This window comes from Gramella sp. Hel_I_59, from assembly GCF_006714895.1.
Classification (GTDB): domain Bacteria; phylum Bacteroidota; class Bacteroidia; order Flavobacteriales; family Flavobacteriaceae; genus Christiangramia.
The window spans coordinates 1,153,236-1,174,640 of the sequence record NZ_VFME01000001.1; the positions used below are offsets into that span (position 1 = coordinate 1,153,236).

The 21,405-nt window shown below is 39.4% G+C and carries 18 protein-coding genes; 5 read left to right on the top strand and 13 right to left on the bottom strand.

Going from position 1 to position 21,405, the window contains the following annotated elements; translation table 11 throughout:
• Positions 1-10 precede the first annotated feature (10 nt).
• The 3 genes from JM79_RS05320 to JM79_RS05330 are packed head-to-tail and all read right to left on the bottom strand — an operon-like array spanning position 11 to position 4,153.
• Complete coding sequence (locus JM79_RS05320) at positions 11-1,657, bottom strand: M1 family metallopeptidase (RefSeq protein WP_141877150.1); 1,647 nt, start codon at positions 1,655-1,657, stop codon at positions 11-13.
• A complete protein-coding gene (locus JM79_RS05325; RefSeq protein WP_141877151.1) occupies positions 1,647-2,519 on the bottom strand; it encodes a hypothetical protein in 873 nt (290 codons plus the stop codon). Before JM79_RS05325 ends, JM79_RS05320 begins: the two co-directional genes overlap by 11 nt.
• 5 nt (positions 2,520-2,524) lie before the next feature.
• Entirely contained in the window at positions 2,525-4,153 is a 1,629-nt protein-coding gene (locus JM79_RS05330; protein ID WP_141877152.1) for a carboxyl transferase domain-containing protein, read from the bottom strand.
• A gap of 180 nt (positions 4,154-4,333) precedes the next feature.
• Here JM79_RS05330 and JM79_RS05335 point away from each other — a divergent pair, with 180 nt between their 5' ends.
• From JM79_RS05335 to ettA, 3 genes are all read left to right on the top strand, one after another.
• Positions 4,334-4,513, top strand: a complete 180-nt coding sequence (locus tag JM79_RS05335; RefSeq protein ID WP_141877153.1) for a CAL67264 family membrane protein — start codon at positions 4,334-4,336, stop codon at positions 4,511-4,513.
• A 1-nt stretch (position 4,514) separates the two neighbouring features.
• Entirely contained in the window at positions 4,515-4,991 is a 477-nt protein-coding gene (locus tag JM79_RS05340) for a DinB family protein (protein ID WP_141877154.1), read from the top strand.
• Positions 4,992-5,053: 62 nt separating this feature from the next.
• Positions 5,054-6,745 (top strand): energy-dependent translational throttle protein EttA, encoded by a 1,692-nt coding sequence (ettA, locus tag JM79_RS05345; protein ID WP_141877155.1) that lies wholly within the window; start codon positions 5,054-5,056, stop codon positions 6,743-6,745.
• A gap of 79 nt (positions 6,746-6,824) precedes the next feature.
• Here ettA and JM79_RS05350 read toward each other — a convergent pair whose 3' ends face one another.
• Positions 6,825-7,061 carry a DUF1456 family protein gene (locus tag JM79_RS05350; protein WP_141877156.1) on the bottom strand — a complete coding sequence of 79 codons (237 nt, stop codon included), beginning with the start codon at positions 7,059-7,061 and terminating at the stop codon, positions 6,825-6,827.
• Positions 7,062-7,063: 2 nt separating this feature from the next.
• On the bottom strand, positions 7,064-8,356 hold the full coding sequence (locus JM79_RS05355; RefSeq protein WP_141877157.1) for a DUF2254 domain-containing protein: 1,293 nt from the start codon (positions 8,354-8,356) through the stop codon (positions 7,064-7,066).
• 194 nt (positions 8,357-8,550) lie between these two features.
• Between JM79_RS05355 and JM79_RS05360 the strand changes: the two genes are divergently transcribed.
• Positions 8,551-8,994: an Hsp20/alpha crystallin family protein gene (locus JM79_RS05360; protein WP_141877158.1), complete on the top strand. Its 444-nt coding sequence runs from the start codon at positions 8,551-8,553 to the stop codon at positions 8,992-8,994.
• 53 nt (positions 8,995-9,047) lie between these two features.
• Here JM79_RS05360 and JM79_RS05365 read toward each other — a convergent pair whose 3' ends face one another.
• From JM79_RS05365 to JM79_RS05390, 6 genes are all read right to left on the bottom strand, one after another.
• A complete protein-coding gene (locus JM79_RS05365; RefSeq protein WP_141877159.1) occupies positions 9,048-10,268 on the bottom strand; it encodes a hypothetical protein in 1,221 nt (406 codons plus the stop codon).
• Positions 10,269-10,360: 92 nt separating this feature from the next.
• The gene (uvrB, locus tag JM79_RS05370) at positions 10,361-12,364 is read right to left on the bottom strand and encodes an excinuclease ABC subunit UvrB (protein ID WP_141877160.1); all 2,004 of its coding nucleotides are present in this window, start codon (positions 12,362-12,364) and stop codon (positions 10,361-10,363) included.
• Positions 12,365-12,434: 70 nt separating this feature from the next.
• Positions 12,435-14,039 (bottom strand): T9SS type B sorting domain-containing protein, encoded by a 1,605-nt coding sequence (locus JM79_RS05375; protein ID WP_141877161.1) that lies wholly within the window; start codon positions 14,037-14,039, stop codon positions 12,435-12,437.
• 1 nt (position 14,040) lies between these two features.
• Complete coding sequence (locus JM79_RS05380; RefSeq protein WP_141877162.1) at positions 14,041-16,797, bottom strand: T9SS type B sorting domain-containing protein; 2,757 nt, start codon at positions 16,795-16,797, stop codon at positions 14,041-14,043.
• 25 nt (positions 16,798-16,822) lie between these two features.
• Positions 16,823-17,659, bottom strand: a complete 837-nt coding sequence (locus JM79_RS05385) for an ABC transporter permease (protein WP_141877163.1) — start codon at positions 17,657-17,659, stop codon at positions 16,823-16,825.
• Positions 17,659-18,564 carry an ABC transporter ATP-binding protein gene (locus JM79_RS05390; protein ID WP_141877164.1) on the bottom strand — a complete coding sequence of 302 codons (906 nt, stop codon included), beginning with the start codon at positions 18,562-18,564 and terminating at the stop codon, positions 17,659-17,661. The genes JM79_RS05385 and JM79_RS05390 overlap by 1 nt, the downstream gene beginning before the upstream one ends.
• A gap of 94 nt (positions 18,565-18,658) precedes the next feature.
• On the opposite strand from JM79_RS05390, the gene JM79_RS05395 reads away from it, so the two are divergent.
• A complete protein-coding gene (locus tag JM79_RS05395; protein WP_141877165.1) occupies positions 18,659-19,723 on the top strand; it encodes a hypothetical protein in 1,065 nt (354 codons plus the stop codon).
• Positions 19,724-19,766: 43 nt separating this feature from the next.
• On the opposite strand, the gene JM79_RS05400 is transcribed toward JM79_RS05395, so the two are convergent.
• Positions 19,767-20,825 (bottom strand): nucleoid-associated protein, encoded by a 1,059-nt coding sequence (locus JM79_RS05400; protein ID WP_141877166.1) that lies wholly within the window; start codon positions 20,823-20,825, stop codon positions 19,767-19,769.
• A gap of 51 nt (positions 20,826-20,876) precedes the next feature.
• Entirely contained in the window at positions 20,877-21,395 is a 519-nt protein-coding gene (locus JM79_RS05405) for a plasmid pRiA4b ORF-3 family protein (RefSeq protein WP_141877167.1), read from the bottom strand.
• Positions 21,396-21,405 lie beyond the last annotated feature (10 nt).

Consider the following 21,405-nt stretch of genomic DNA (forward strand, 5'->3'; position numbering starts at 1 on the left):
CTTTTTTTTATTATTTAATTTTCTCTACCCGAACATAGAATTCTAACTCATTCAGTGTGACCTCATCCAGTTCTTCACCGGTTTCCATACGTTGCCATTCTGAAGTTGCATCGAGTCTTATCTCCTCTTCATCTAAAAAAATATCTACAGGCATGCTAAAATTAATAACATCTGCTTTCCATCGATACTGGAAGTGATCATCTCCCTGTTTTAGTTGTAATACCGGTAATGCTGAATGTCGCAAATATTGATCGAAAACCGGCTTTAAATCCACATTGGTAGCTTTATCGAAAAAAGTCTCCGTATCTTCCGTAGTAATGGTTTTATGTCTGTAAGTGCTGGTATAGTCTCTCAGAGTGTTCCACCATAGTTCGTCATCATCATAAATACTTCTGATCATATTCAGAAGATTTGCTCCTTTAAAATACATGTCTCCGGAACCTTCAGAATTAACACAATAATCTCCAATAATTGTGCTGTTATTACTAATGCCTCGTCTTGTCCCTTTTAGATATTCCTGAGCTTTTTCCTTACCCCAACGGCATTCTACGTAAATAGATTCAGTATAACTGGTAAAACCTTCCTGTACCCACATATCTGCAATATCCTTAGCGGTGATGCTATTCCCATACCATTCGTGACCAGATTCGTGGATAATAATGTAATCCCAAAGTAGTCCGATTCCGGTTCCGGAAAGATCATTTCCAAGGTAACCTTTCATATACTCGTTCCCATAAGCCACAGCCGACTGGTGTTCCATTCCTAAATAAGGAGTTTCTACGAGTTTAAATCCATCTTCTTCAAATGGATAAGGACCCATTTTTTCATAAAAGCAAGCCATCATATCCTGAACCTCTTCGAATTGTTTCTTTGCTTTTTCGAGGTTGTAGGGCAAGACATAATAATCCAGATCAAGATCTTTAAATTTATCTGAGAAATGAGTATAATTCCCAATATTGATCATGATGTTGTAGTTGTTAATGGGACTTTTAACTGCCCATTTCCACTTCGTGTATCCATCTTTCAACTCTTCTTTCCCTAAAAACCTTCCGTTGGAGACATTCATGAGTCCGTTTGGAACCGCAATATCTATTTGAGCAGCGTCCGGTTCATCGCTTTGATGGTCTTTATTAGGATACCAGAGACTTGCGCCGGTTCCTTGCACTGCAACTCCAACCCAAGGGTTTCCATCTTCATCTGTATCCCAGACGAAACCTCCATCCCAGGGTGCGTTCTTAGCTACAATAGGATTTCCGTAGTAATAGAATTCAATAGAGTCTGAAGTTCCCTCTTTCAATGCTTCTTCAAAATTTACGAAAACTGCATTGTACTTACGGGTGTATTCCAGATTTGTGTTTTTATGTACAATAGAATCGATCTCCATATTCTCAAATAAATCCAGTTGCATCAATGGAAGAGAGCCAAGAACTTTAAATTGTATGGTATTACTACCGGCAATTGATCGTGCGTCCGGGTTCACTTTAAGATCCAGGTGATATTTTGTAACATCGTAATTAGATCTTTCAGGTCGTAACGAACCTCTTAAAGTATCAGCTTCAGTATAAGCAGTATGATTTGAACCAACTACCTGAGCCTCCAGGTTCATTGATAAGAGCAATGAGATCAGCAAGCTGACAAATAATAATTTATTCTGCATGGATAACAAATAATTGAGCATTAGGATCCTCTTCCAGTTTCTCCTGCATGCTATTGGTTAATTCGGTAAAACTTTTCAAAGACTGACCTTTACAAACTCCATACGAGTAATGATACTTCAACAGTTCCAGATCTTCTTCAGATAATCTTCTATAGGAGTTACAAGCAGATAGTATACTTTCACAATTAAGATCCTTACTTGTACCAAAATATCCCAAAGACTTGAAAAAATGGTATTTCAGCAGATTTTCTTTCAGAAGATTATTGGTAACCACCGCGGTATTCACTTTTAATGAAGCTTTATAGATCTGACTTTTGCCATTCCAGCTTACATAGTAACCACTTTTATTACCAATTCGAGGTTCATGCTCTGTCTTGTGATCTTCGTTCAAATAATAGACAATATAATTACTCTTCTCCCGAATAAAATTCCGACTAATTTTGAGAGAGTCAACCTCGCTGGATAGTTTTTCCGCAAAATTCATAAGAAATCTTGCATCATCTTCAGGGACACTTTCATCAAAGTAAATGCGAAGCTCATCTTTCCAGTAACGCATAAACCTTGAAGAATCGACCTTGTTTTCCGTATCGTAAACTACCGCTTTGTAGGTGTCAAGAAAAGCCGAATCTTTAGGTTCGTAGCGGACCTTTTTCTTGTCGCGAAAAGGATCATAATCCATAGGAACCTGGACCATGGAATCGCCATTTATATAACGGACATCTACAGTATCAGGAATAGATTTGAATTGTGCTAAATAAGCCGTTTTTGGAATGTATTTTCTGGAACGCCTCAGACCAATCGTATCCTGAGCATATCCCTGGCAGGCCATCATCATGACCAAAAGTAGTATCAGTTTCTTCATATATATCAGGTTTGGATAACACCCATATTGAAATCTTTCTCAATCGGGGCGTGGTCTGCAGCTTCTATTCCCATCGAGATCCATTTTCTGGTATCTTTTGGTTCTATCACTGCATCTGTCCAAAGTCTTGCTGCTGCGTAATATGCTGAGGTTTGTTCGTCATACTTCGCTTTCAGCTTCTCGAATACTTCCTTTTCCTTAGCTTCATCTACCTTTTCACCTTTTTTCGCCATGGAAGCGGTTTCAATTTGTGCCAGTACTTTTGCAGCCTGAGTTCCTCCCATCACCGCAAGTTCTGCACTTGGCCAGGCCGCGATCAATCTTGGGTCATAAGCTTTTCCACACATCGCGTAATTTCCAGCGCCATAGGAGTTCCCCAGAATGATAGTGAATTTAGGTACTACCGAATTACTAACAGCGCTTACCATTTTAGCGCCATCTTTGATGATCCCGCCATGTTCACTTTTACTTCCAACCATAAAACCAGTCACATCCTGTAGAAAGACCAGCGGAATTTTCTTTTGATTACAATTTGCGATAAAGCGTGTCGCCTTGTCTGCTGAATCTGAATAGATCACTCCGCCAAACTGCATTTCGCCTTTTTTTGTCTTTACGATCTTACGCTGATTCGCCACGATACCAACAGCCCATCCATCAATACGCGCATAACCGGTAATGATCGTCTGGCCGTAGCCTTCTTTATATTCTTCAAATTCAGAATTATCAACCAATCTCTCAATGATCTTACGCATATCGTATTGATCACTCCTTTTCTTCGGAAGAATTCCGTAGATCTCATCTGGATCTTCTTTAGGTTTTACAGACTTTTTGTGGCTAAACCCGGCTCTGTCAAAATCCCCGATCTTATCCATGATATTCTGAATCTTGGTAAGAGCATCTTTGTCATCTTTAGCTTTGTAATCTGTTACTCCGCTAATTTCTGAATGAGTTGTAGCTCCGCCAAGAGTTTCATTATCGATACTTTCTCCAATGGCAGCTTTTACAAGATAACTTCCGGCAAGAAAGATACTACCTGTTTTTTCTACGATAATCGCCTCGTCACTCATAATTGGAAGATAAGCTCCGCCAGCTACACAGCTACCCATTACGGCGGCGATCTGGGTAATTCCCATACTGCTCATTACCGCATTGTTTCTGAAAATCCTTCCGAAGTGTTCTTTATCAGGGAATATTTCATCCTGCATTGGAAGAAAAACTCCTGCACTATCCACTAGGTAGATAATTGGAAGTCGGTTTTCAATAGCGATCTCCTGTGCTCTAAGATTCTTTTTTCCGGTTATAGGAAACCATGCACCGGCTTTTACAGTAGCATCATTTGCCACCACGATACATTGCTTTCCTGAAACATGACCTATCTTCACAACGACACCACCACTTGGGCAGCCACCGTGTTCTTCATACATTCCTTCACCGGCAAAAGCACCGATCTCTATTGCTTTTTCAGCATCATCAAGTAAGAAATTGATGCGCTCTCTCGCAGTCATTTTCCCTTTCGCATGATGCTTTTCTATTCTTTTCTCTCCACCACCTAATTTTACCTTGGCAAGTTTCTGTCTTAGTGTGGAAACCAGTAACTTGTTATGATCTTCATTCTTGTTGAAGTTGATATCCATTATTTTGAATTTATTACAGGAATTTGATTATTTTAATGTGATTAATTCGAAATTAATCTATTTTCTGAATAATTTTTAAGAATTCTCACTCAGAAATGGCTTTTGCTAAAATACAAAAAGACAGCAATTCTTCAGATTAATTGCGCTAATTATAATTACAAGGACACTAAAATCGCATCTATGGCAATGAACAAAAACACCATCTTCGCATGGGCCTCTTTTCTCACCTTTTTAGTTGGTGCAGCATTAGTATTATTAGGAGTATTAAAATACAAGGAATATGCCATCGGATTTTCGGTTACCGGGATAGGGTTCTTCTTTATTTCATGGGTGTTCAATGCATTAAAAGGCCGTATATAGTATGAATGTAGATGTTATAAAGAAACAAATCGCGATACATCTGGATGGTGGAAAAGCATTTATGCCTATTCAGAACTTGATCACAGAAATCCCCTATGATAAATTAGGAATACGACCTCACAATCTGCCTTACTCGATTTACGAATTGTTCTATCATATTATATTTGCACAAAAAGATATTCTGGATTATTCTAATAGTAAGGCTTATTCAGCAGCTAACTGGCCTAAGGATTACTGGCCTGAAAAGCAAAAGCCGAATAATGAAGAGGAATGGGAAGATCTGAAAGCTCAGTTCTTTCGGGATAAAGAGAGCTTAAAAACCTTTTTTACTTCCGAAGAAAATGCGCTGGACGATGTGGTCCTGAATTCAACTGAACATACAATTATAAGACAGGTATTGCTGGTAATTGAACATAATGCTTACCATACTGGACAATTACTTCTGTTATGCAGATTATTGGAAATCCATGATAATTGATTTCTCTGAAAATTTCAGGATATTTGCACTCGCAATCAATTGAAAATTAATTACACAAAAATATGTCAGACGATAAAAAAGTGATCTTTTCGATGTCTGGTGTGACCAAAACCTTTCCGAAGGCAAACACACCGGTATTGAAAAATATCTATTTAAGTTTCTTTTATGGCGCTAAGATCGGGATCCTTGGTCTTAACGGTTCGGGTAAATCTACCCTGATGAATATTATTGCCGGGAAGGATACAAACTTCCAGGGTGATGTGGTGTTCTCTCCTAATTATACAGTTGGAATGCTGGAACAGGAACCAGACCTTGATGATGAGAAAACGGTTCTGGAAGTGGTAAAAGAAGGAGCTGCGGAAACTGTAGCGATCCTTGATGAGTACAACAAGATCAATGATATGTTCGGGTTGCCGGAAGTTTATGAGGATGCAGACAAAATGCAGAAACTTATGGACAAGCAGGCGGAACTTCAGGATAAGATCGATGCGAGCAATGCCTGGGAACTTGATACCAAACTGGAAATCGCAATGGATGCTTTGAGAACTCCAGAGCCGGATAAAAAGATCGGAGTACTTTCAGGAGGAGAAAGAAGAAGAGTTGCTTTATGTAGATTGTTACTTCAGGAACCAGATGTACTTTTGCTTGATGAGCCTACCAACCACCTTGATGCAGAATCTGTACACTGGCTGGAGCATCACCTGCAACAATATAAAGGAACGGTGATCGCGGTAACTCACGATAGATATTTTCTTGATAATGTAGCTGGATGGATCCTGGAACTTGATAGGGGAGAAGGTATTCCATGGAAAGGAAACTACTCTTCCTGGTTAGATCAAAAATCTAAACGTCTTGCTCAGGAGCAAAAACAAGCGAGTAAAAGGCAGAAAACACTTGAACGAGAGCTTGAATGGTCAAGAATGAGTCCGAAAGGAAGACAGTCCAAGCAGAAGGCGAGATTAAAGAATTACGATAAACTTCTTAGTCAGGATCAAAAGCAAATGGATGAAAAACTGGAGATCTACATTCCAAACGGACCTCGATTGGGAACAAATGTGATTGAGGCTGAAGGTGTAAGTAAGGCTTTTGGAGATAAACTTCTTTATGAAGATCTGAACTTCCAGTTGCCACAAGCAGGAATTGTTGGGATTATTGGGCCAAACGGTGCAGGTAAAACCACGATCTTCAAAATGATTATGGGAGAGGAAGCTCCAGATAAAGGATCTTTCAAGGTAGGTGAAACTGCCCAGATCGCTTATGTGGATCAAAGCCATTCCAATATAGATCCTGAAAAGACCATCTGGCAGAACTTTAGTGATGAACAGGAGTTGATCATGATGGGAGGTCGTCAGGTTAATTCAAGAGCTTATTTGAGTAGGTTTAACTTTAGCGGTAGCGAACAGAATAAGAAAGTAAATATGCTTTCTGGTGGAGAAAGAAACAGGCTACACCTGGCTATGACTCTAAAAGAAGAAGGAAACGTTCTGCTTCTGGATGAGCCTACAAACGACCTTGATGTAAACACGCTTCGTGCTTTGGAAGAAGGTCTGGATAACTTCGCTGGATGTGCTGTAGTGATCTCTCACGACCGTTGGTTCCTGGATAGGATATGTACGCATATTCTAGCATTCGAAGGAGATTCACAGGTTTATTTCTTTGAAGGTAGCTTCTCAGATTATGAAGAAAATAAGAAAAAGCGCCTGGGCGGTGATCTTATGCCTAAACGTATCAAATACAAAAAACTGGTTCGCTAAGAATTAGTTTTTTCACAATAAAAAGAGGAATTGAAACTTGTTTCAACTCCTCTTTTTAATTTTTATCTAAAGTTTAAAGTCACTTCTTCTTCGGCATTGGTCCGCGTAAGTGAATGATCAAGCCATCTAGAAAGTTCCGAAGGAATTGATCTCCACATTCTACGTATTTATCATGATCTTCTCTTCTAAAGATCGCTCCAAGTTCACTTTTACTCACTTTAAAATCAACGAGTTCGCAGATTTTAACGATATCTTCATTAGTTAGTTTATGAGCAACTCTTAGTTTCTTAAAAATATCATTGTTTGTTAGCGCCATGCTTATGTTGTTTGTAAATTAAAACGTTTAACCAAATTAGTAATGGTGTTGATATCCACATCATTATCAATAGAACTTCTGGCGTCTACAAGTAGATTCTGTGCTTCCTTTCGCAAACATTCAGAATATTCATTATTATTTTTTACCTGCTTTTCAAGATAATAGAACATCAGAAGTAATTTCTGTACCAAAGTTATATCATGTTTGCAATATGTACGAATTGAGGCCATGATATTATACAAAAGATCTTCAAAATCAATCGTATTTAATTTCATGTAAGCTTCTTCATCTCTAAAAATATAGCTAGTATCTCTTTTTTGCATTCGTAAGGCTAGGAGTTCTGTAAGATAATCGATACCATTGATCGCAGTACCTGGATCATTAATTCCGGGAGACATCGCTTTTACAATGATCTCGGTCATTTGTTTGAAAGCAAGGGTGTAATTATCGGCCACCAGTTCTTCTCTCGAAAAATTGAAGTTGGATAATATCATTTTTACGATCTTCTCGTCAACCTTTTTGCTAACTCTAATAAGGGGAATACCGCTAAGAACAAATATTCCTTTCACGGGTAAAATATGGATCTTTACATCATGTTCCACGCATATATCCACGAGATTGGTGAATGAAATATTCTGAAGATACCCGCTCTGTTCACTATGATAATTGGTCCAGTTCTCTGTCTCCGGAAATTCAATTTCCTTAAATTTTTGTTTGTCTACAAGTTCCTGTAGCCTGTCTTTTGCCACTTTATAGATATTCTGAAGGATATTGCTAATCTGAATACTTTGCGAAATGTTATGAATAAAATAGATGAAAGAATAAAAGCATATCACAGTTTGAAGAATTCCTAGCAACACAGCTACTCCGGGTAACTGGTACTCATCTCCGGTAGGTTGAATGGCAAATAGTACGAATATGCAGTATAGAATGGTGAATAAGAAGATTCCGAGGATGATCTGATGCCGTTTATCGCTAATCAATCCCGGTAGCAATCTGGGTGTAAAATTGCTGGAGGCGTTGCTGAGTAGTAACATTACCATGGAGAAGCTGAAAACCATCATCGAAATAAGTCCGGAAATCAGAGAACTCAAGATGGTCATGGCAGTATCACCATTTTCAATTACAAGTTGAGGGACATTCTCTATAAGGTATTTTGATATTCCGCGATTTTCCAGATACAACATGAAAAATGCGAAATTGAAACCAAAGAATGCCAACAATGTAGGGTAGAACGCAATCTTACTTTCCAGAACATTGAAAAATGAAAGACTACGGTTATAAAGTTGTTTCATATGATTGAAGTTGAGCTTAAAATTACGCAAACATGAATTAGTAGTCAGATTTTTGGTAGAAATTAGATATAATAGACATTATGACATGTTTTATATGAATAAAAACGACAAAAAGACATGTATTTGCTGTTGGTATTGGAATTGCTATTCCTTCTGTGAAATCTAAAATGATTAATAGTCTAAAATATAAAATTATGAGTCTTATTAAGCGTAATGAAACAGGTTGGTTACCATCAGTAATTGATGATATGTTCAAAAATGACTGGCTCGGAGGTACTACGAATGTAAACAGTATTGGAACCAGTATTCCGGCGGTAAATATCAGGGAAACAGAAGACAATTTTTCTGTTGAAGTTGCTGCTCCGGGAAAAGTAAAAGAAGATTTTAATATTGAACTCGATAATGATGTTCTAACTATTTCTTCGGAAGCTAAAAAAGAGGTTGAGAAAACTGAAGAGCAGGGGAGATTTACCAGAAGAGAATTTAGCTACAGTAATTTTAGAAGAGCTTTTAGCCTTCCAGATTCTGTAGATAGCAGTAAAATATCGGCAACCTATAAGAATGGTGTTCTGGAAATAGCCCTTCCAAAAAAGGAAGAAGCAAAAGTACAGGCCAAAAGGTTGATCGATATTTCGTAACCAAAGGTAGTTTGATTAGTTAAGGTTGAAGAGCGCTCTACGGAGCGCTTTTTTTATTGACTTAAAAGTATCCACCTGTTCCCGGCACTCTGAATTGTAAAGATCTGTCCAGACTTGATGCTAAGAATTTTTGCATTAGTTCTGGGATCGAACAGATCATCTCCACCTACAAATTGGAAAAACTTCTCAGAATTTCCAGGCCAGTTTATAAGACGTAATATTCGTCCTTTATTCGAAGCAGACGCAGGCATGATCAAACCAGTAACCTGGTTATTGATTCTCAGGGTTCCAATTTCATCTCCTATGGCATAGTCGGCTACGGCACTGGTTGTAGAACTGTAATTTTCAAAGCCAGCATTGGTCCAGCTTACCTGTCCGTTTGCGTTGAGAGACATTACCTGACCTTCAGTGCCACGATTTAAAGGGAGTACATATTCCGTTTCCGGGCTGGTTCCTATTCCTATTCGTCCGTTAAAGTAGCCGGCGTAAACATTGCTATTTGCATCTCCGGTAGCAATACTGTAAATCCCGAAAATATTTCCAACTCCCTGAATGGATCCAATTTCAGAATAGATTCCGTAGTTATTACTTCTCGCACCAAAAGTTCTACCTACACGATTGTATATTCCGTAGATATCATTCGTGCCGGTATTTTGATAGGTTTCGTTGAATATCCCGTAATGAATCCCAAGACCAACACCACCAACATTATTTTTGATTCCGTATTTATTACCATTGGTTGCGCTTCGATTGTCACTAAGAATTCCGTAAGTGGTAAGATTATCTGTGGCTGAATTCGCGTTATCTACCTCAAGACCTTTTTTGAGTCCGGTATCTTTCCCCGGAGCGATGGCAACCTGTAATCTTGAAGATATTTGGTCTGTACCAATACCCATGCTGGCTTCACGAAAAATGGGATCTGTAATATTATTGGGAGAAACCGTCGTTCCGGTTTTGTAGAAGTTTGCTGTATTAGCTTCTGCAGCAATCGCTTTCCATTTCTTTTCCGTAGCATTCCAGAAATAAAATCCATCGGGAAAACCGCTAACGCTCTTACTTAAAAATACCAGCATTCCATGTTGATCTTCCGAAGGTGTAACAACTGGAAATTTCATTATTCTTGGTATGAGAATACCGTCAATACTTGCTGGATCTGCAGTGCTAGTGGCTACAATATCCAACTGTGCTTTAGGTTCTGAGGTTCCAATTCCTACCTGTGCCTCGAGTTGAGACATCATCATACCCATTAAAAACAGGCATATAATTTTTTTCATGAACAAACATTTTAGTTTGCCATAGAAGTCGATCTAGGGAGGAATTGGGTGGTCCAAATATAGACGAATTATCGACATTGCAACTATTTATTTTAGTCGCTATCGTTAATTTTCCCCTGGAGTATTTTGATCTCATCTCTTAGCTTAGCAGCCTGCATAAAATCGAGTTCTTTAGCGGCTGTTTCCATAGCTTTTCGCTTCTCACGAACTTTCTTTTCCATCTGTGGTTTGGTTAGATATTCGGCCTCAGCTTCCGCAGCTTTTAAGTCGGTGCGCTCCTCGTCACCATAAATATCCAGTTTTTGTTTTACCAGAGCGCTGTCAAACTTCTTATTAAGCTTGGTAGGTGTAATGTTGTGTTTCGTATTATAATCCATCTGTTTCTGGCGACGATATTCAGTTTGGTCAATTGTCTTCTGCATACTATCGGTGATCTTATCTGCATACAGAATAGCTCGTCCATCCACATGACGCGCAGCTCTACCAATGGTCTGAGTCAGTGAACGGTTGCTTCTTAGAAAACCTTCTTTATCAGCATCAATGATCGCAACCAGAGAAACTTCTGGCAAATCCAGTCCTTCACGCAGCAGGTTCACACCTATAAGAACATCAAAGATTCCGCGTCGAAGATCCTGCATGATCTCTACACGTTCTAGCGTATCAACATCGGAATGTATATAACGACAGCGCACATCGATACGCGTAAGGTATTTCGCGAGCTCTTCCGCCATTCTTTTAGTAAGCGTAGTAACCAGCGTTCTTTCATCTCTTTCTACCCGAACATGAATCTCTTCAATTAAATCATCGATTTGGTTCAAACTTGGGCGGACTTCCACAATTGGATCCAGCAAACCAGTTGGTCTAATAACCTGTTCTACATAAACTCCTTCGCTTTTCTGAAGTTCATAATCGGCTGGAGTTGCGCTTACATAGATGACCTGGTTTTGCAGGGCTTCAAATTCCTCAAATTTCAATGGTCGGTTGTCCATCGCAGCTGGGAGTCGGAATCCGTAATCTACCAAGGTCTCTTTTCTAGAGCGGTCACCGCCATACATGGCATGAACCTGCGGAATGGTCACGTGACTTTCGTCGACAATCATCAAATAATCATCTGGGAAATAATCCAGCAAACAGAAAGGTCTGGTCCCGGGAAGACGGCCATCCAGGTAACGAGAGTAATTCTCAATACCCGAGCAGTATCCCAATTCCCGTATCATTTCAAGATCGAAATTCGTTCTTTCATCCAGTCTTTTTGCCTCGAGAGTTTTACCAATATCAGAGAAGTAATCAACCTGCTTTACCAGGTCATCCTGAATTTGATGGATCGCACCTTTTAAAACATCAGGTGAAGTCACGAACATATTCGCGGGATAAATATTTAATCTCTGGTATTTCTCGATAACATCATTAGTTCCGGGATCAAAGGCTTCGATCTCCTCAATTTCATCTCCAAAAAAATGAATTCTGAAAGCATTGTCGGCATAACTCGGAAACACATCTACCGTATCACCTTTTATTCTGAAATTTCCATGGGAAAATTCAGCTTCTGTTCTGGAATACAGCGACTGCACCAGGCTATGCAAAAATTTGGTTCTGCTAATTTCCATATCACGTTCAATGGAAACCACGTTCTTTTTGAATTCCACAGGATTACCAATCCCGTAAAGACACGAAACTGAAGCAACCACGATCACATCACGTCTTCCGCTTAGGAGAGAAGAAGTGGTGCTTAAACGCAACTTTTCGATCTCCTCGTTGATAGAAAGATCTTTTTCTATATAGGTTCCGGAAGTTGGGATAAATGCTTCCGGCTGGTAATAATCATAATAACTTACGAAATACTCCACAGCATTCTCCGGGAAGAACTGCTTGAATTCTGAATATAACTGGGCGGCAAGAGTTTTGTTATGTGCCAGCACCAGCGTTGGCTTTTGAACATCCTCAATAACATTAGCGACCGTAAAGGTTTTACCAGAACCGGTTACTCCCAGCAACGTTTGGAACTGTTCGTCTTTGTTGATCCCGCTAACAAGTTGTTTGATGGCATTGGGCTGATCTCCCGTAGGTTTATAATCAGATTTTATATCGAATTTCATGTGGCAGTCTTCCTTTTTCCTAGCCCGACGAAATTAAACAATTACAGAGCTTTATTCAAGTTTTTGGCATTTACCTAACAAGTGAAAAATGACCCTTAAATTCCTGACCAGTTTGTAGTAAGACTCGAAACCAGTAGTCATCTGCCGGCATAGGCTGACCATCAAATGTACCGTCCCAACCTTTGTCTGCCGCAGTTAGTTTTGATATTAATTTTCCGTAGCGGTCAAATATGCTAATCTTATTGGAGGCAGCTGTTTCGCTGCTAATGCCTTCTAACTGCCAGAAATCATTGATGCCATCCTGATTGGGAGTAAAAAAGTTATCATACCCAATAATGGCAATTTGTGTTTTGATAATCGCACACTGCTTTAGATCACGGATGTAAAGATCCTGAAAACCGGAGTTTACATTCTCGAAAATTGTACTTGTTTGAAATGGACCATTTTCGTTGCCTATGGAATATTCATATGATTCTGCATTTGGGAAGTTAATTTCTACAGTATTACTATTTGAATTGATAACAGGCTGAACGAGTGAAAAGCTTTCCACATTGGGAGGTTCATTTAGAATAAGTTCGATTCTCGTGATATTGAAGCAATCAGGATTTCCTGCTTCGGAAGTTCTTGCAAACAGGCTTTCTGCTCCTGCTGAAGTATACAAACTTGAAATAGCGTTGGAATTTTCCCGGGCGGCATTTTCCGAAGTGAAAAAGGCGATATCGTGAGCTCCATTGATACCGTTCAGAATTTCGTTATTTAGATCACTTAATTCGTAGTCAGCGAGATTATTCTTGTCCAGATCGCATTGCTCAAATTCTAAATCTTGGGCAACCAGAGGTCCATCATTGATAGTAAGGGTGAAATCTGTGATTTTTGAACAACCGGTAAGATCATTTTCAATTCTGGCAAAAATTGATCTACTTGGGACATTACTGGTGTAACTATCGCTCAAAGCATTAATACCATCAGTAGCATCGGCAATGGTCTCATGGTAAGTTAGAGTAGTGCTATTCTGGATATTGATTACAGGTGTATTCTGGCTAAGATCGAAAATCGCGCTGCCGTTCGCATTACAGGTTTCCAGGTCCATGCCTTCATTGTATTGAGGGCCATCTGGAAAAGGAAAGCCGCCGGTAGTAGCTGTTCCTGTCCACTCCAGTTCAAACGGACTGTTTCCCACAGGTCTGTCTATCACGATAAAATAGGTTTCGCCGGGCTGTACATCGAGATTTGCAACAAAGCTATCACCATCTGGCCCAGGTCCTTCACTTGTTTCTGTTGACCTAGCGTTTAAACCGGTGAAATTGGATCCTAAACCGGCGGCATTAGGATTCGTGGTAGAACAGCGAATTGCGTTTCCAAGGTTGTTACAGCTGGTATTCGGACCAAAAATAAAGAAATCGTAATCTACATTGATATCGCTGCTGGTAGGTTTTAAATTGAAGCCTAATGATCCCGCTTTGGTGATTTCGATCTCCAGCCAGAGGGAGTTAGTCTCCTGGCTTGCACAATTGTTGGTACCATTGAGTTCCTGGGTGCCTATGCCATCTGCATTGCTGGAAATCCTGCCATCGCCACAAATTTTAATCGCTCCACTACAATCGCTTACAGGATTCTGAGCCCAGGAAAGTGTAGGGAACGTAAGAAAGAGAATTAAAATTCTTAATAATTTCATGTTATTCTCTTATAAGGGAGAAATGTCCTTTAAAAACCTTACCATTTTCGAGACTTACTTCAAACCAGTAATCATCTGCCGGCATCGGCCTGCCGTTAAAGTTGCCATCCCAACCTTTAGTTTCTCTGGGAAGCATGGCTACGATCTTTCCATACCGATCAAAAATTATAATTTTCTGAAATTTAAATCCGGGTTCAGAAATATCGTAGGGCCTCCAAAGATCATTCGAACCATCATTGTTTGGAGTGAAAAACGGCGGATGACCATATAAAGAAACCTGCATTTCGCCAGTCGAACATCCCATGCTGTTCTTAACATAAACAGTATGTTGCCCTCCGGGAACTCCTCGAAATTCCGGATTAGATTGATAGGGTCCATTGATATTATCAAGGGCATAAACCGTATTTTCATCGGTTGAATAGGTAAAAATTAAGAGATCATTTTCGCTGCCGTTATTGGAAATCTCTATTTCAGAAATTTCAGGAGCTTCAAATTTTTCGACATTGAATTCGATTGATCTTCCGCAGCCAGATTCCTTTAATGTAAGGCTTAACGAATAGCTGCCAGAATCGTTAACGGCGATAGTTCTACCAGTTTCGCCGGTACTCCATGTGTAATCGAATTCTTCAGGATTAGGAAGATCAAGGTCATTACCTAGAATTACCGGGAAATCTGCTGCACATCCATTCAGGCTCATCAAGGATTGAACTGCCGGGAAACCGGTCATTTCCAAATCTATACTTCCAAATCCATAGCAAATATTATCTGCATCTGCCCGAATATATAAGGTTTTTGGGCTTGTAACATAATTATCAGGCAACGCATTAGTGCCAAGAATCGCATCATCTTCAGAAGTATGAAAGCTCAGCTGAACATCAGAATTTGAGCCAAGATCGTTTCTTGCATTTTCAGCAATAGTACCCAGATTATATTCAGCCGTACCATCTCCCAGATCACAGCCTGTAGCTGTTTCCAGTGATAGATCTACACTTTCAGTAGTTTGAAGTCTGAAGCTTTCTATATCATAACAATCACTTCCGAAGCCACTAATTTTCACAAAAACCTTCTCATTAGGAGCATTGTTCCGGTAGATGTTATCCAGGGTAAGTTCGTTGTTCACATCGGCAATGGCATCTGCCTCACTTCCGTAGAAAAAAAGCTGAATACCCGATTGACCCTGTGATAACTCTTCCTTCGCAAGCTGAAGATTAAAAGTTGCAATTCCATCGGTTGGATCTGAATCCTGAACATCACATTGTTTCAGAATAAAATCTGATGGTACATTGGGAATTTTAAAAATGGTCACTTCTTCGCAAACCGGATCCTGAGGAATTCCATTGATGATCCCTGTAAGACTCACCGTGTAAGTTCCTGCTGCACTGTAAACATGCATAGGTGCTGAGGCAGTTGAGGTGGCACCATCTCCAAACTCCCACATAAAAGAATCATATTTCGAGGCATCTCCTGCGGTAAATTCTGTAGTCTGTCCCAGGCAGATATTCTCATATTCAAAATTATTGTTGAAAAGCGACTGTACAAATGGGGGCAGACCGAGTCTAACGACTTTGGGAGAAATATCTAAACTGTTGTGTCGGTAATTTACGTTTGCAGCGTCTTCTTCCGGTTCGTTGATCACAGACATCAAGTTCCATCTAACGAAGCCACCATCAGTAGAGTAACCAGCGCGATATATCTTACCATTAGGTGCTAACTGTAAGGCTCCAGCAACATTCCTGGAGGAATTTATCAAAGTAGCTGAAGAAGCAATATCTGTAGCTTGGAGATCAAATTGATATAATTCACCATTTTGTAACACATCTTCTGTATTATAATTATTGGAAGTTGCGTAGAGTTTTGTGGATTCCGGAGAAAATTCCACGCCGTATGGATAGGCATTGGCCAGAAGCAATTTTTCGTTGGAAACTCTACCACTAAGATCATTGAAATCGTAGAGAAATACCTTTCCAGTTTTCTTAGCACCTCCGGAACGCGGACTCCCAATACTGGTTCCACTATAAGCCGCAGCCAGATAATTTCCATCTGGAGAGATCTTCATATAGCCAGGAGCTGTAACGTTTAGATCCTGTTCGTTGATCCTGGGAGGAAAATTATTATTGATAGTGGAAATCACTGCGCTCGTATTTACTCCTGCGGAACTTACTCTAAATGAGTAGAATTTATTAGTAAACTGAGTGACCACCCAGTACGAAACACAATCTCCCGCGATGACTGCGGAAATCTTTTCAGAACTTTTGAATTCTTTTTCCACGGGATCTGAAGGATCGTAGGTAACCAGATGAGTATTCTTAGTACCTGTTATAAGGCCACCATTTCCATTGTCAAGACTCATGTCTACTTCAGAAAAATGAACACCTTCAATAGGATCGTTAGTGACCCGAAAGTAATCTGGTTTATCCACTGTAAAAATATAATAGAACCCGGGATTTGCAGGCTTCGGAACAATGATCGCCGATTGCGTACTGGAAACATTTCCTTTAAGATCACTCCCATTCAACATCACCTGATGATTGCGATTGTAAACTGTAGAACCATCAGTATAAAAAAGCAGATTTCCGTTTCTGTCTGAGATACTTGCAGAACCTTCGATAGTGTTTAGAACTCCATTGGTAAGCGGAACAGCCTCGCCTGAAGTAAAGGATAACCCAGCGCCAACGCCAAAATACCAGTTTGCTGCTTCCTGCTGGCCGTACATGAGTGTCGGCAGCAGGAATATGGCAAGGATCACTTTCAACTTCATACTAACGTAAAGCTATAAAATAAGTCTATAAATCACGCTTCTTAAGTAGAAATAATGAAAGGTATACAAATATGAAAACCCAGGCGATCACAATGAGTAACTGGTACCAGTGGATGCCATAATCTTTATCTAATTCTCCACCAATCTGGTTGGCTGCTGCTTGTACCGCATTCAACCTGGAGAATGGTTCTACAACAAGATTACTCATTGACTCCAGAGGGAAAAACTGCATAATATTGGTGGCAATATCGGTTCCTTTGAAGACCTTGAAATTAAGAACGCCATAAAGAATGCTTTCAAAAATGGCCCAGACTACCAGGAATCCTAGTGCAAATGCAGATCTTTTGATCAGTATTCCAAGAAACATACAGAATGCAAAGAATCCGGTTAGCTTAACAAAATAAGCCAGCAGATATTCCAGGTCTGAAACTACTATAGAAAATTCAGTAAAATCTGAAAAGGAGTAGCCAAGGATAATAGTTACTATAAAAAGGAAGATCGTAGATATTCCAGAAAACACCAGTACAGTGAGAAATTTGGAAAGAATAAATTCCTTTTTACTCAATCCATCAATAAGATTCTGTTTGATCGTACGGTTGCTGTATTCGTTCGACATCATGGAAACGATGACGATCGCAAGAAAGATCTTTAGCAGTGCAGCGATATAACTATTAAAATGCCATATATAAGGAAAATTAAATATTCCCTGGTCTGCAACTCTAAACTGTATCTGGCCAATATTAAATTCAATAGAGGCGATAAGGGCAATAAATGTGATGAGTATAAAATATGTGATGATCAGGATCCTGGCAGATCTGCTATATCGTAATTTATTGTATTCTATTTCAAGTAAACGTAACATTATGCTTCGGCGGTTTGGTTGGTTAATTGAAGGAATTGTTCTTCCAGGCTTTCTTTACGCTTTATCAAAAATGATAAGGACAAGCCCTGGTCAAATAAATAGCGGTTGATTTCTTCTGCTTCCATTGGTTCGTCGATGAAAGCAGTAAGCATTCCTTCTTTATCAGTGATTTTGCCAATTTTAGGATGCCTTTCAAGCAATTCCTGAAGTCTTATCATGTTGCCGGCTTTCAGTTCAAAGAATCCGTGGCTGCTAACGATTTCGTCAACGGGACCGCTATATAGTTTTACGCCTTTCCGAATGATAACTACATGAGAACAAACCTTTTCCACTTCATCAAGTAAATGTGATGCCAGTAAAATGGTAGTTCCAGCAGAGGCGATCTTTCTTATGATCTCCCTAATCTGGTGAATTCCCTGTGGATCGAGTCCGTTTGTAGGTTCATCCAGAATTAAGATTTCAGGATCGTTAAGCAGAGCAGAAGCAATAGCCAGACGTTGTTTCATTCCTAGCGAAAAAGTTTTGAACTTACTATCCTTTCTGTCGAGCAGACCCACGATCTCCAGTTTCTCCTGAACCTTTGCTTTGTTTGTGCCTTTAATCTTACAAACCAGGGCCAGATTTTGTGCCGCGGTCATATAAGGGTAAAAGTTAGGATGCTCGATAATGGCGCCCACCTTTTTTAGAGCATTATGTGTAGAGGTGTTGCCATCGAACCAGCGAAAATCGCCTGAAGTTTTGTTCACGACATTAAGAACCATTCCAAGCGTAGTGGATTTACCGCTTCCGTTGGGTCCAAGTATACCGTAGACGTTCCCTTTTTCAATGCTGAAACTCAGGTTGTCCACGGCGGTCATTCCGCCAAATTTTTTGGTAAGATTGTTTAGTGTTAGTATTGTTTCCAAGATTGATGAATTGTTTGATATGTGTTGACGAAGTTAGACTTTTGTTACAAGTTTTAGCATATTAAGCTTATTTTTGAGCAAAACGAGGGATTTTATGGAAGAAAAACTGATGTCACAAAAGAAGCCGGCGTTCCCCGTGAACGAACGCTTTAACCGTTATCTTCAGAAATATAACCGTAATACTAAGATTCCAGTTTTTTATGATGATCTCCTCAGATTTTCAGGTTCTATAGTGGTGTACGATCAGCATGATGAGGATACGTTCTGGGTGCGTTGTTATTATCCCGAATTTGAACGTGTAGAGATCGATAACAGTCTTAAAAAGGTATATACCATCCTACACTCCGATGGTAGTGACGATTCTCTTAATTATCTAAATGTCGATGCGATCGACTATTGCACCTTCGGAAATTCAAAACCCTTCAGAATAAAAGTCCGGAATATTCTCAATGATAGTTTCACCTATTTCTATGTGAAAAAAGCTGATGCCTCCAGGTTATACGGACTTGAATTTGAGCATTTACTTTCTCCACATAGGATCAATTTTCTGGTATATAAAGACACTTTGATTGAGGAGCATATTGCAGGAATTCCCGGCGATGTGTTTATTGAAGACCATTTACCAAAATGTGATCTTCGGGCACAAACCCAGATCGCCAAGCAGTTCGTAAAGTTCAATGAACGCTGTACCGTGCGTTTATTAGGAGATATGAGATCTTATAATTACGTGGTGATCCCAACTCATGATTTCGACCATGTGGAGTATCAGATTCGGGCGATCGATTTTGATCAGCAGTGTTTCGAGGGTAATTTAAAAGTATACCGTCCCCAGTTTTTTAAAGAGAACTTCCAGATGGTGCAACTGGTTTCAGATAAACTTGAAAACTCATCTATAGAACAATACAGAAAAGAAGAGCGTTCCTTGCTGGCTAAGAGAATGATCAATACCCAAAGCAGGTATAAAGAGCTCATTCGCTGTATGATCAATGACCACGTTTCTACTAAGGATAATGTGAAAATGCTTAGAAATCAACTATATGCCTTTTCTAAGGATATGAAGTTTAAAAGGGCAAGTACCATGGGACAGATCCTGCGAACCGCGCTGGATTTCGTGAGAAGAAATTATGAAAATGTAAATACTCAACGTATGCTGGATTAAAAAAAAGCGGTGAAAAATTCACCGCTTTTTCTAAGTCTTTATGCTATTTCTTTTCCTCTTTGTTGAAGTAAACGAGATAATAATACATCTGCTTATCTTCGTCCCAACCTTTTTCCACGAATTTTTCAGCCGACTCTGCGCTAACAAAATCCATCTTGATCTGGATGTTCGTATCTAAGGTGATCACGTTTTTGATCTTCTTACGTGCATCTGTCACCGCTTTGTTGGCGATGGGAAAACTGGTGAGATCTTCAACTTTATATTTTGGAGCTTTTTCAGTTTTATAATTCTGAAATTCAGGGATAAGATCTGGATTATCGATCACAGAATTGATGTAATTTGACTCCTCGAAGTCATCGTTCTTAGCGAAGTAATCCATACTTCGGTTCATGAACATTACTTCCTGTTTTTTATCTTCCGCAGGCAATACCACGTCCTTCGCAAAATTCTTGGCAAAGTTGAGGTAATTCTTAGTGAAATAATTCTCATCTGCCAGCACATCTACTCCTAAAAAGTTTTCCAACCAGTATTTCGTGTCATAGCGGTTAGAATCAACAGAAAGAATTTTAAAACCTTCAGCCTGGTTGCTATTGAAGATAATCGCGCCTTTATCCAATTTCTGCAAATTTACACCCTGCTGCACGACCATTTCCAAATTGCTCTGGCTTTGTTCAAACTGCAGGAAATCATGCTTTAATTCAGATTTAAAAATGCCAATTGCCGGAACTTTGATGTTATCCAGTTGCATTCCTTCAAAGTAAACTACATAAACTTCACCGCTTTTAATATGCGGATGAGTAGATTGCTCATATAATAAGGTCGCTATCTTCTTGGAATATTCGTGGGTGTTATATGGATCGTCAAAGATCTTATTAGAAAGATTGTACAGCTCGTTGAACTCGATATCGGTTTCATGGTGAAAACGATAATATGATTCCTCTTTTTCGCGGAAAGGCTTCAGGAAATATTCCTTGATAAGAGGTTTGATCTCATCATCAAGTTTAAAGGTAGAAGCGGAAAGAAAGATGTTTTCACCTCGATTCTTATTTCCAACCCTGTGGATAGATAGCGATTCTATCTGCGCATTAAAAAGATTGATCATATATTTCTGAAGTTATTTTAAAAGTTAGTTTTCTTTCTGAAGTAATGCTACTTAATTCCAGTTCTCATCGAATTCAAAATCATCGTAACCATCGGTTCCGTAGCTATCATCAAAACCATCATCATCTGGTGAGCCATCTTCATTTTCACCTGTAAATTCCTTTTCCGGAGCATCGTCAGGAATCTGTCCATGAACATACATCAGGTTTGGATAATCTGTTCCTTCTTCAGCTTCTGCAATTTGAGCAAGCTCCACGAAGAAAGTCCACATTTTTAGAAAATCGTACACGTAGATAAGCTTCGTTTCCTTTTCAGAAAGAATACTATCAAGCTTTGTCTCATTCATCAATTTGATAGAAGTATCATTTCCACTCATATCGAACTGATGAATTTCTTCACCCTGGTTCCATTCCTCATCACTTATGTAAAAAGAAGCCATTTCGGTTCCGTCGAATCCAAAAGACTGAACGATAGTATTATGAAGATCTTCCAATGTGCTGTCATGCAACATTTCGATATCTCTGAAAACATCTTCCTTAGCATCTAAAATTACACGAAATCTATATATCATATCTCAAAAA

Bases quoted from the DNA above. Each gene is read 5' to 3' on its own strand.
- JM79_RS05380 (WP_141877162.1), bottom strand. From the start codon at position 16,797: ATGAAGTTGAAAGTGATCCTTGCCATATTCCTGCTGCCGACACTCATG.
- uvrB (WP_141877160.1), bottom strand. From the start codon at position 12,364: ATGAAATTCGATATAAAATCTGATTATAAACCTACGGGAGATCAGCCC.
- JM79_RS05375 (WP_141877161.1), bottom strand. From the start codon at position 14,039: ATGAAATTATTAAGAATTTTAATTCTCTTTCTTACGTTCCCTACACTT.
- JM79_RS05350 (WP_141877156.1), bottom strand. From the start codon at position 7,061: ATGGCGCTAACAAACAATGATATTTTTAAGAAACTAAGAGTTGCTCAT.
- JM79_RS05335 (WP_141877153.1), top strand. From the start codon at position 4,334: ATGGCAATGAACAAAAACACCATCTTCGCATGGGCCTCTTTTCTCACC.
- ettA (WP_141877155.1), top strand. From the start codon at position 5,054: ATGTCAGACGATAAAAAAGTGATCTTTTCGATGTCTGGTGTGACCAAA.
- JM79_RS05405 (WP_141877167.1), bottom strand. From the start codon at position 21,395: ATGATATATAGATTTCGTGTAATTTTAGATGCTAAGGAAGATGTTTTC.
- JM79_RS05320 (WP_141877150.1), bottom strand. From the start codon at position 1,657: ATGCAGAATAAATTATTATTTGTCAGCTTGCTGATCTCATTGCTCTTA.
- JM79_RS05325 (WP_141877151.1), bottom strand. From the start codon at position 2,519: ATGAAGAAACTGATACTACTTTTGGTCATGATGATGGCCTGCCAGGGA.
- JM79_RS05355 (WP_141877157.1), bottom strand. From the start codon at position 8,356: ATGAAACAACTTTATAACCGTAGTCTTTCATTTTTCAATGTTCTGGAA.
- JM79_RS05395 (WP_141877165.1), top strand. From the start codon at position 18,659: ATGGAAGAAAAACTGATGTCACAAAAGAAGCCGGCGTTCCCCGTGAAC.
- JM79_RS05385 (WP_141877163.1), bottom strand. From the start codon at position 17,659: ATGTTACGTTTACTTGAAATAGAATACAATAAATTACGATATAGCAGA.
- JM79_RS05400 (WP_141877166.1), bottom strand. From the start codon at position 20,825: ATGATCAATCTTTTTAATGCGCAGATAGAATCGCTATCTATCCACAGG.
- JM79_RS05360 (WP_141877158.1), top strand. From the start codon at position 8,551: ATGAGTCTTATTAAGCGTAATGAAACAGGTTGGTTACCATCAGTAATT.
- JM79_RS05340 (WP_141877154.1), top strand. From the start codon at position 4,515: ATGAATGTAGATGTTATAAAGAAACAAATCGCGATACATCTGGATGGT.
- JM79_RS05330 (WP_141877152.1), bottom strand. From the start codon at position 4,153: ATGGATATCAACTTCAACAAGAATGAAGATCATAACAAGTTACTGGTT.
- JM79_RS05365 (WP_141877159.1), bottom strand. From the start codon at position 10,268: ATGAAAAAAATTATATGCCTGTTTTTAATGGGTATGATGATGTCTCAA.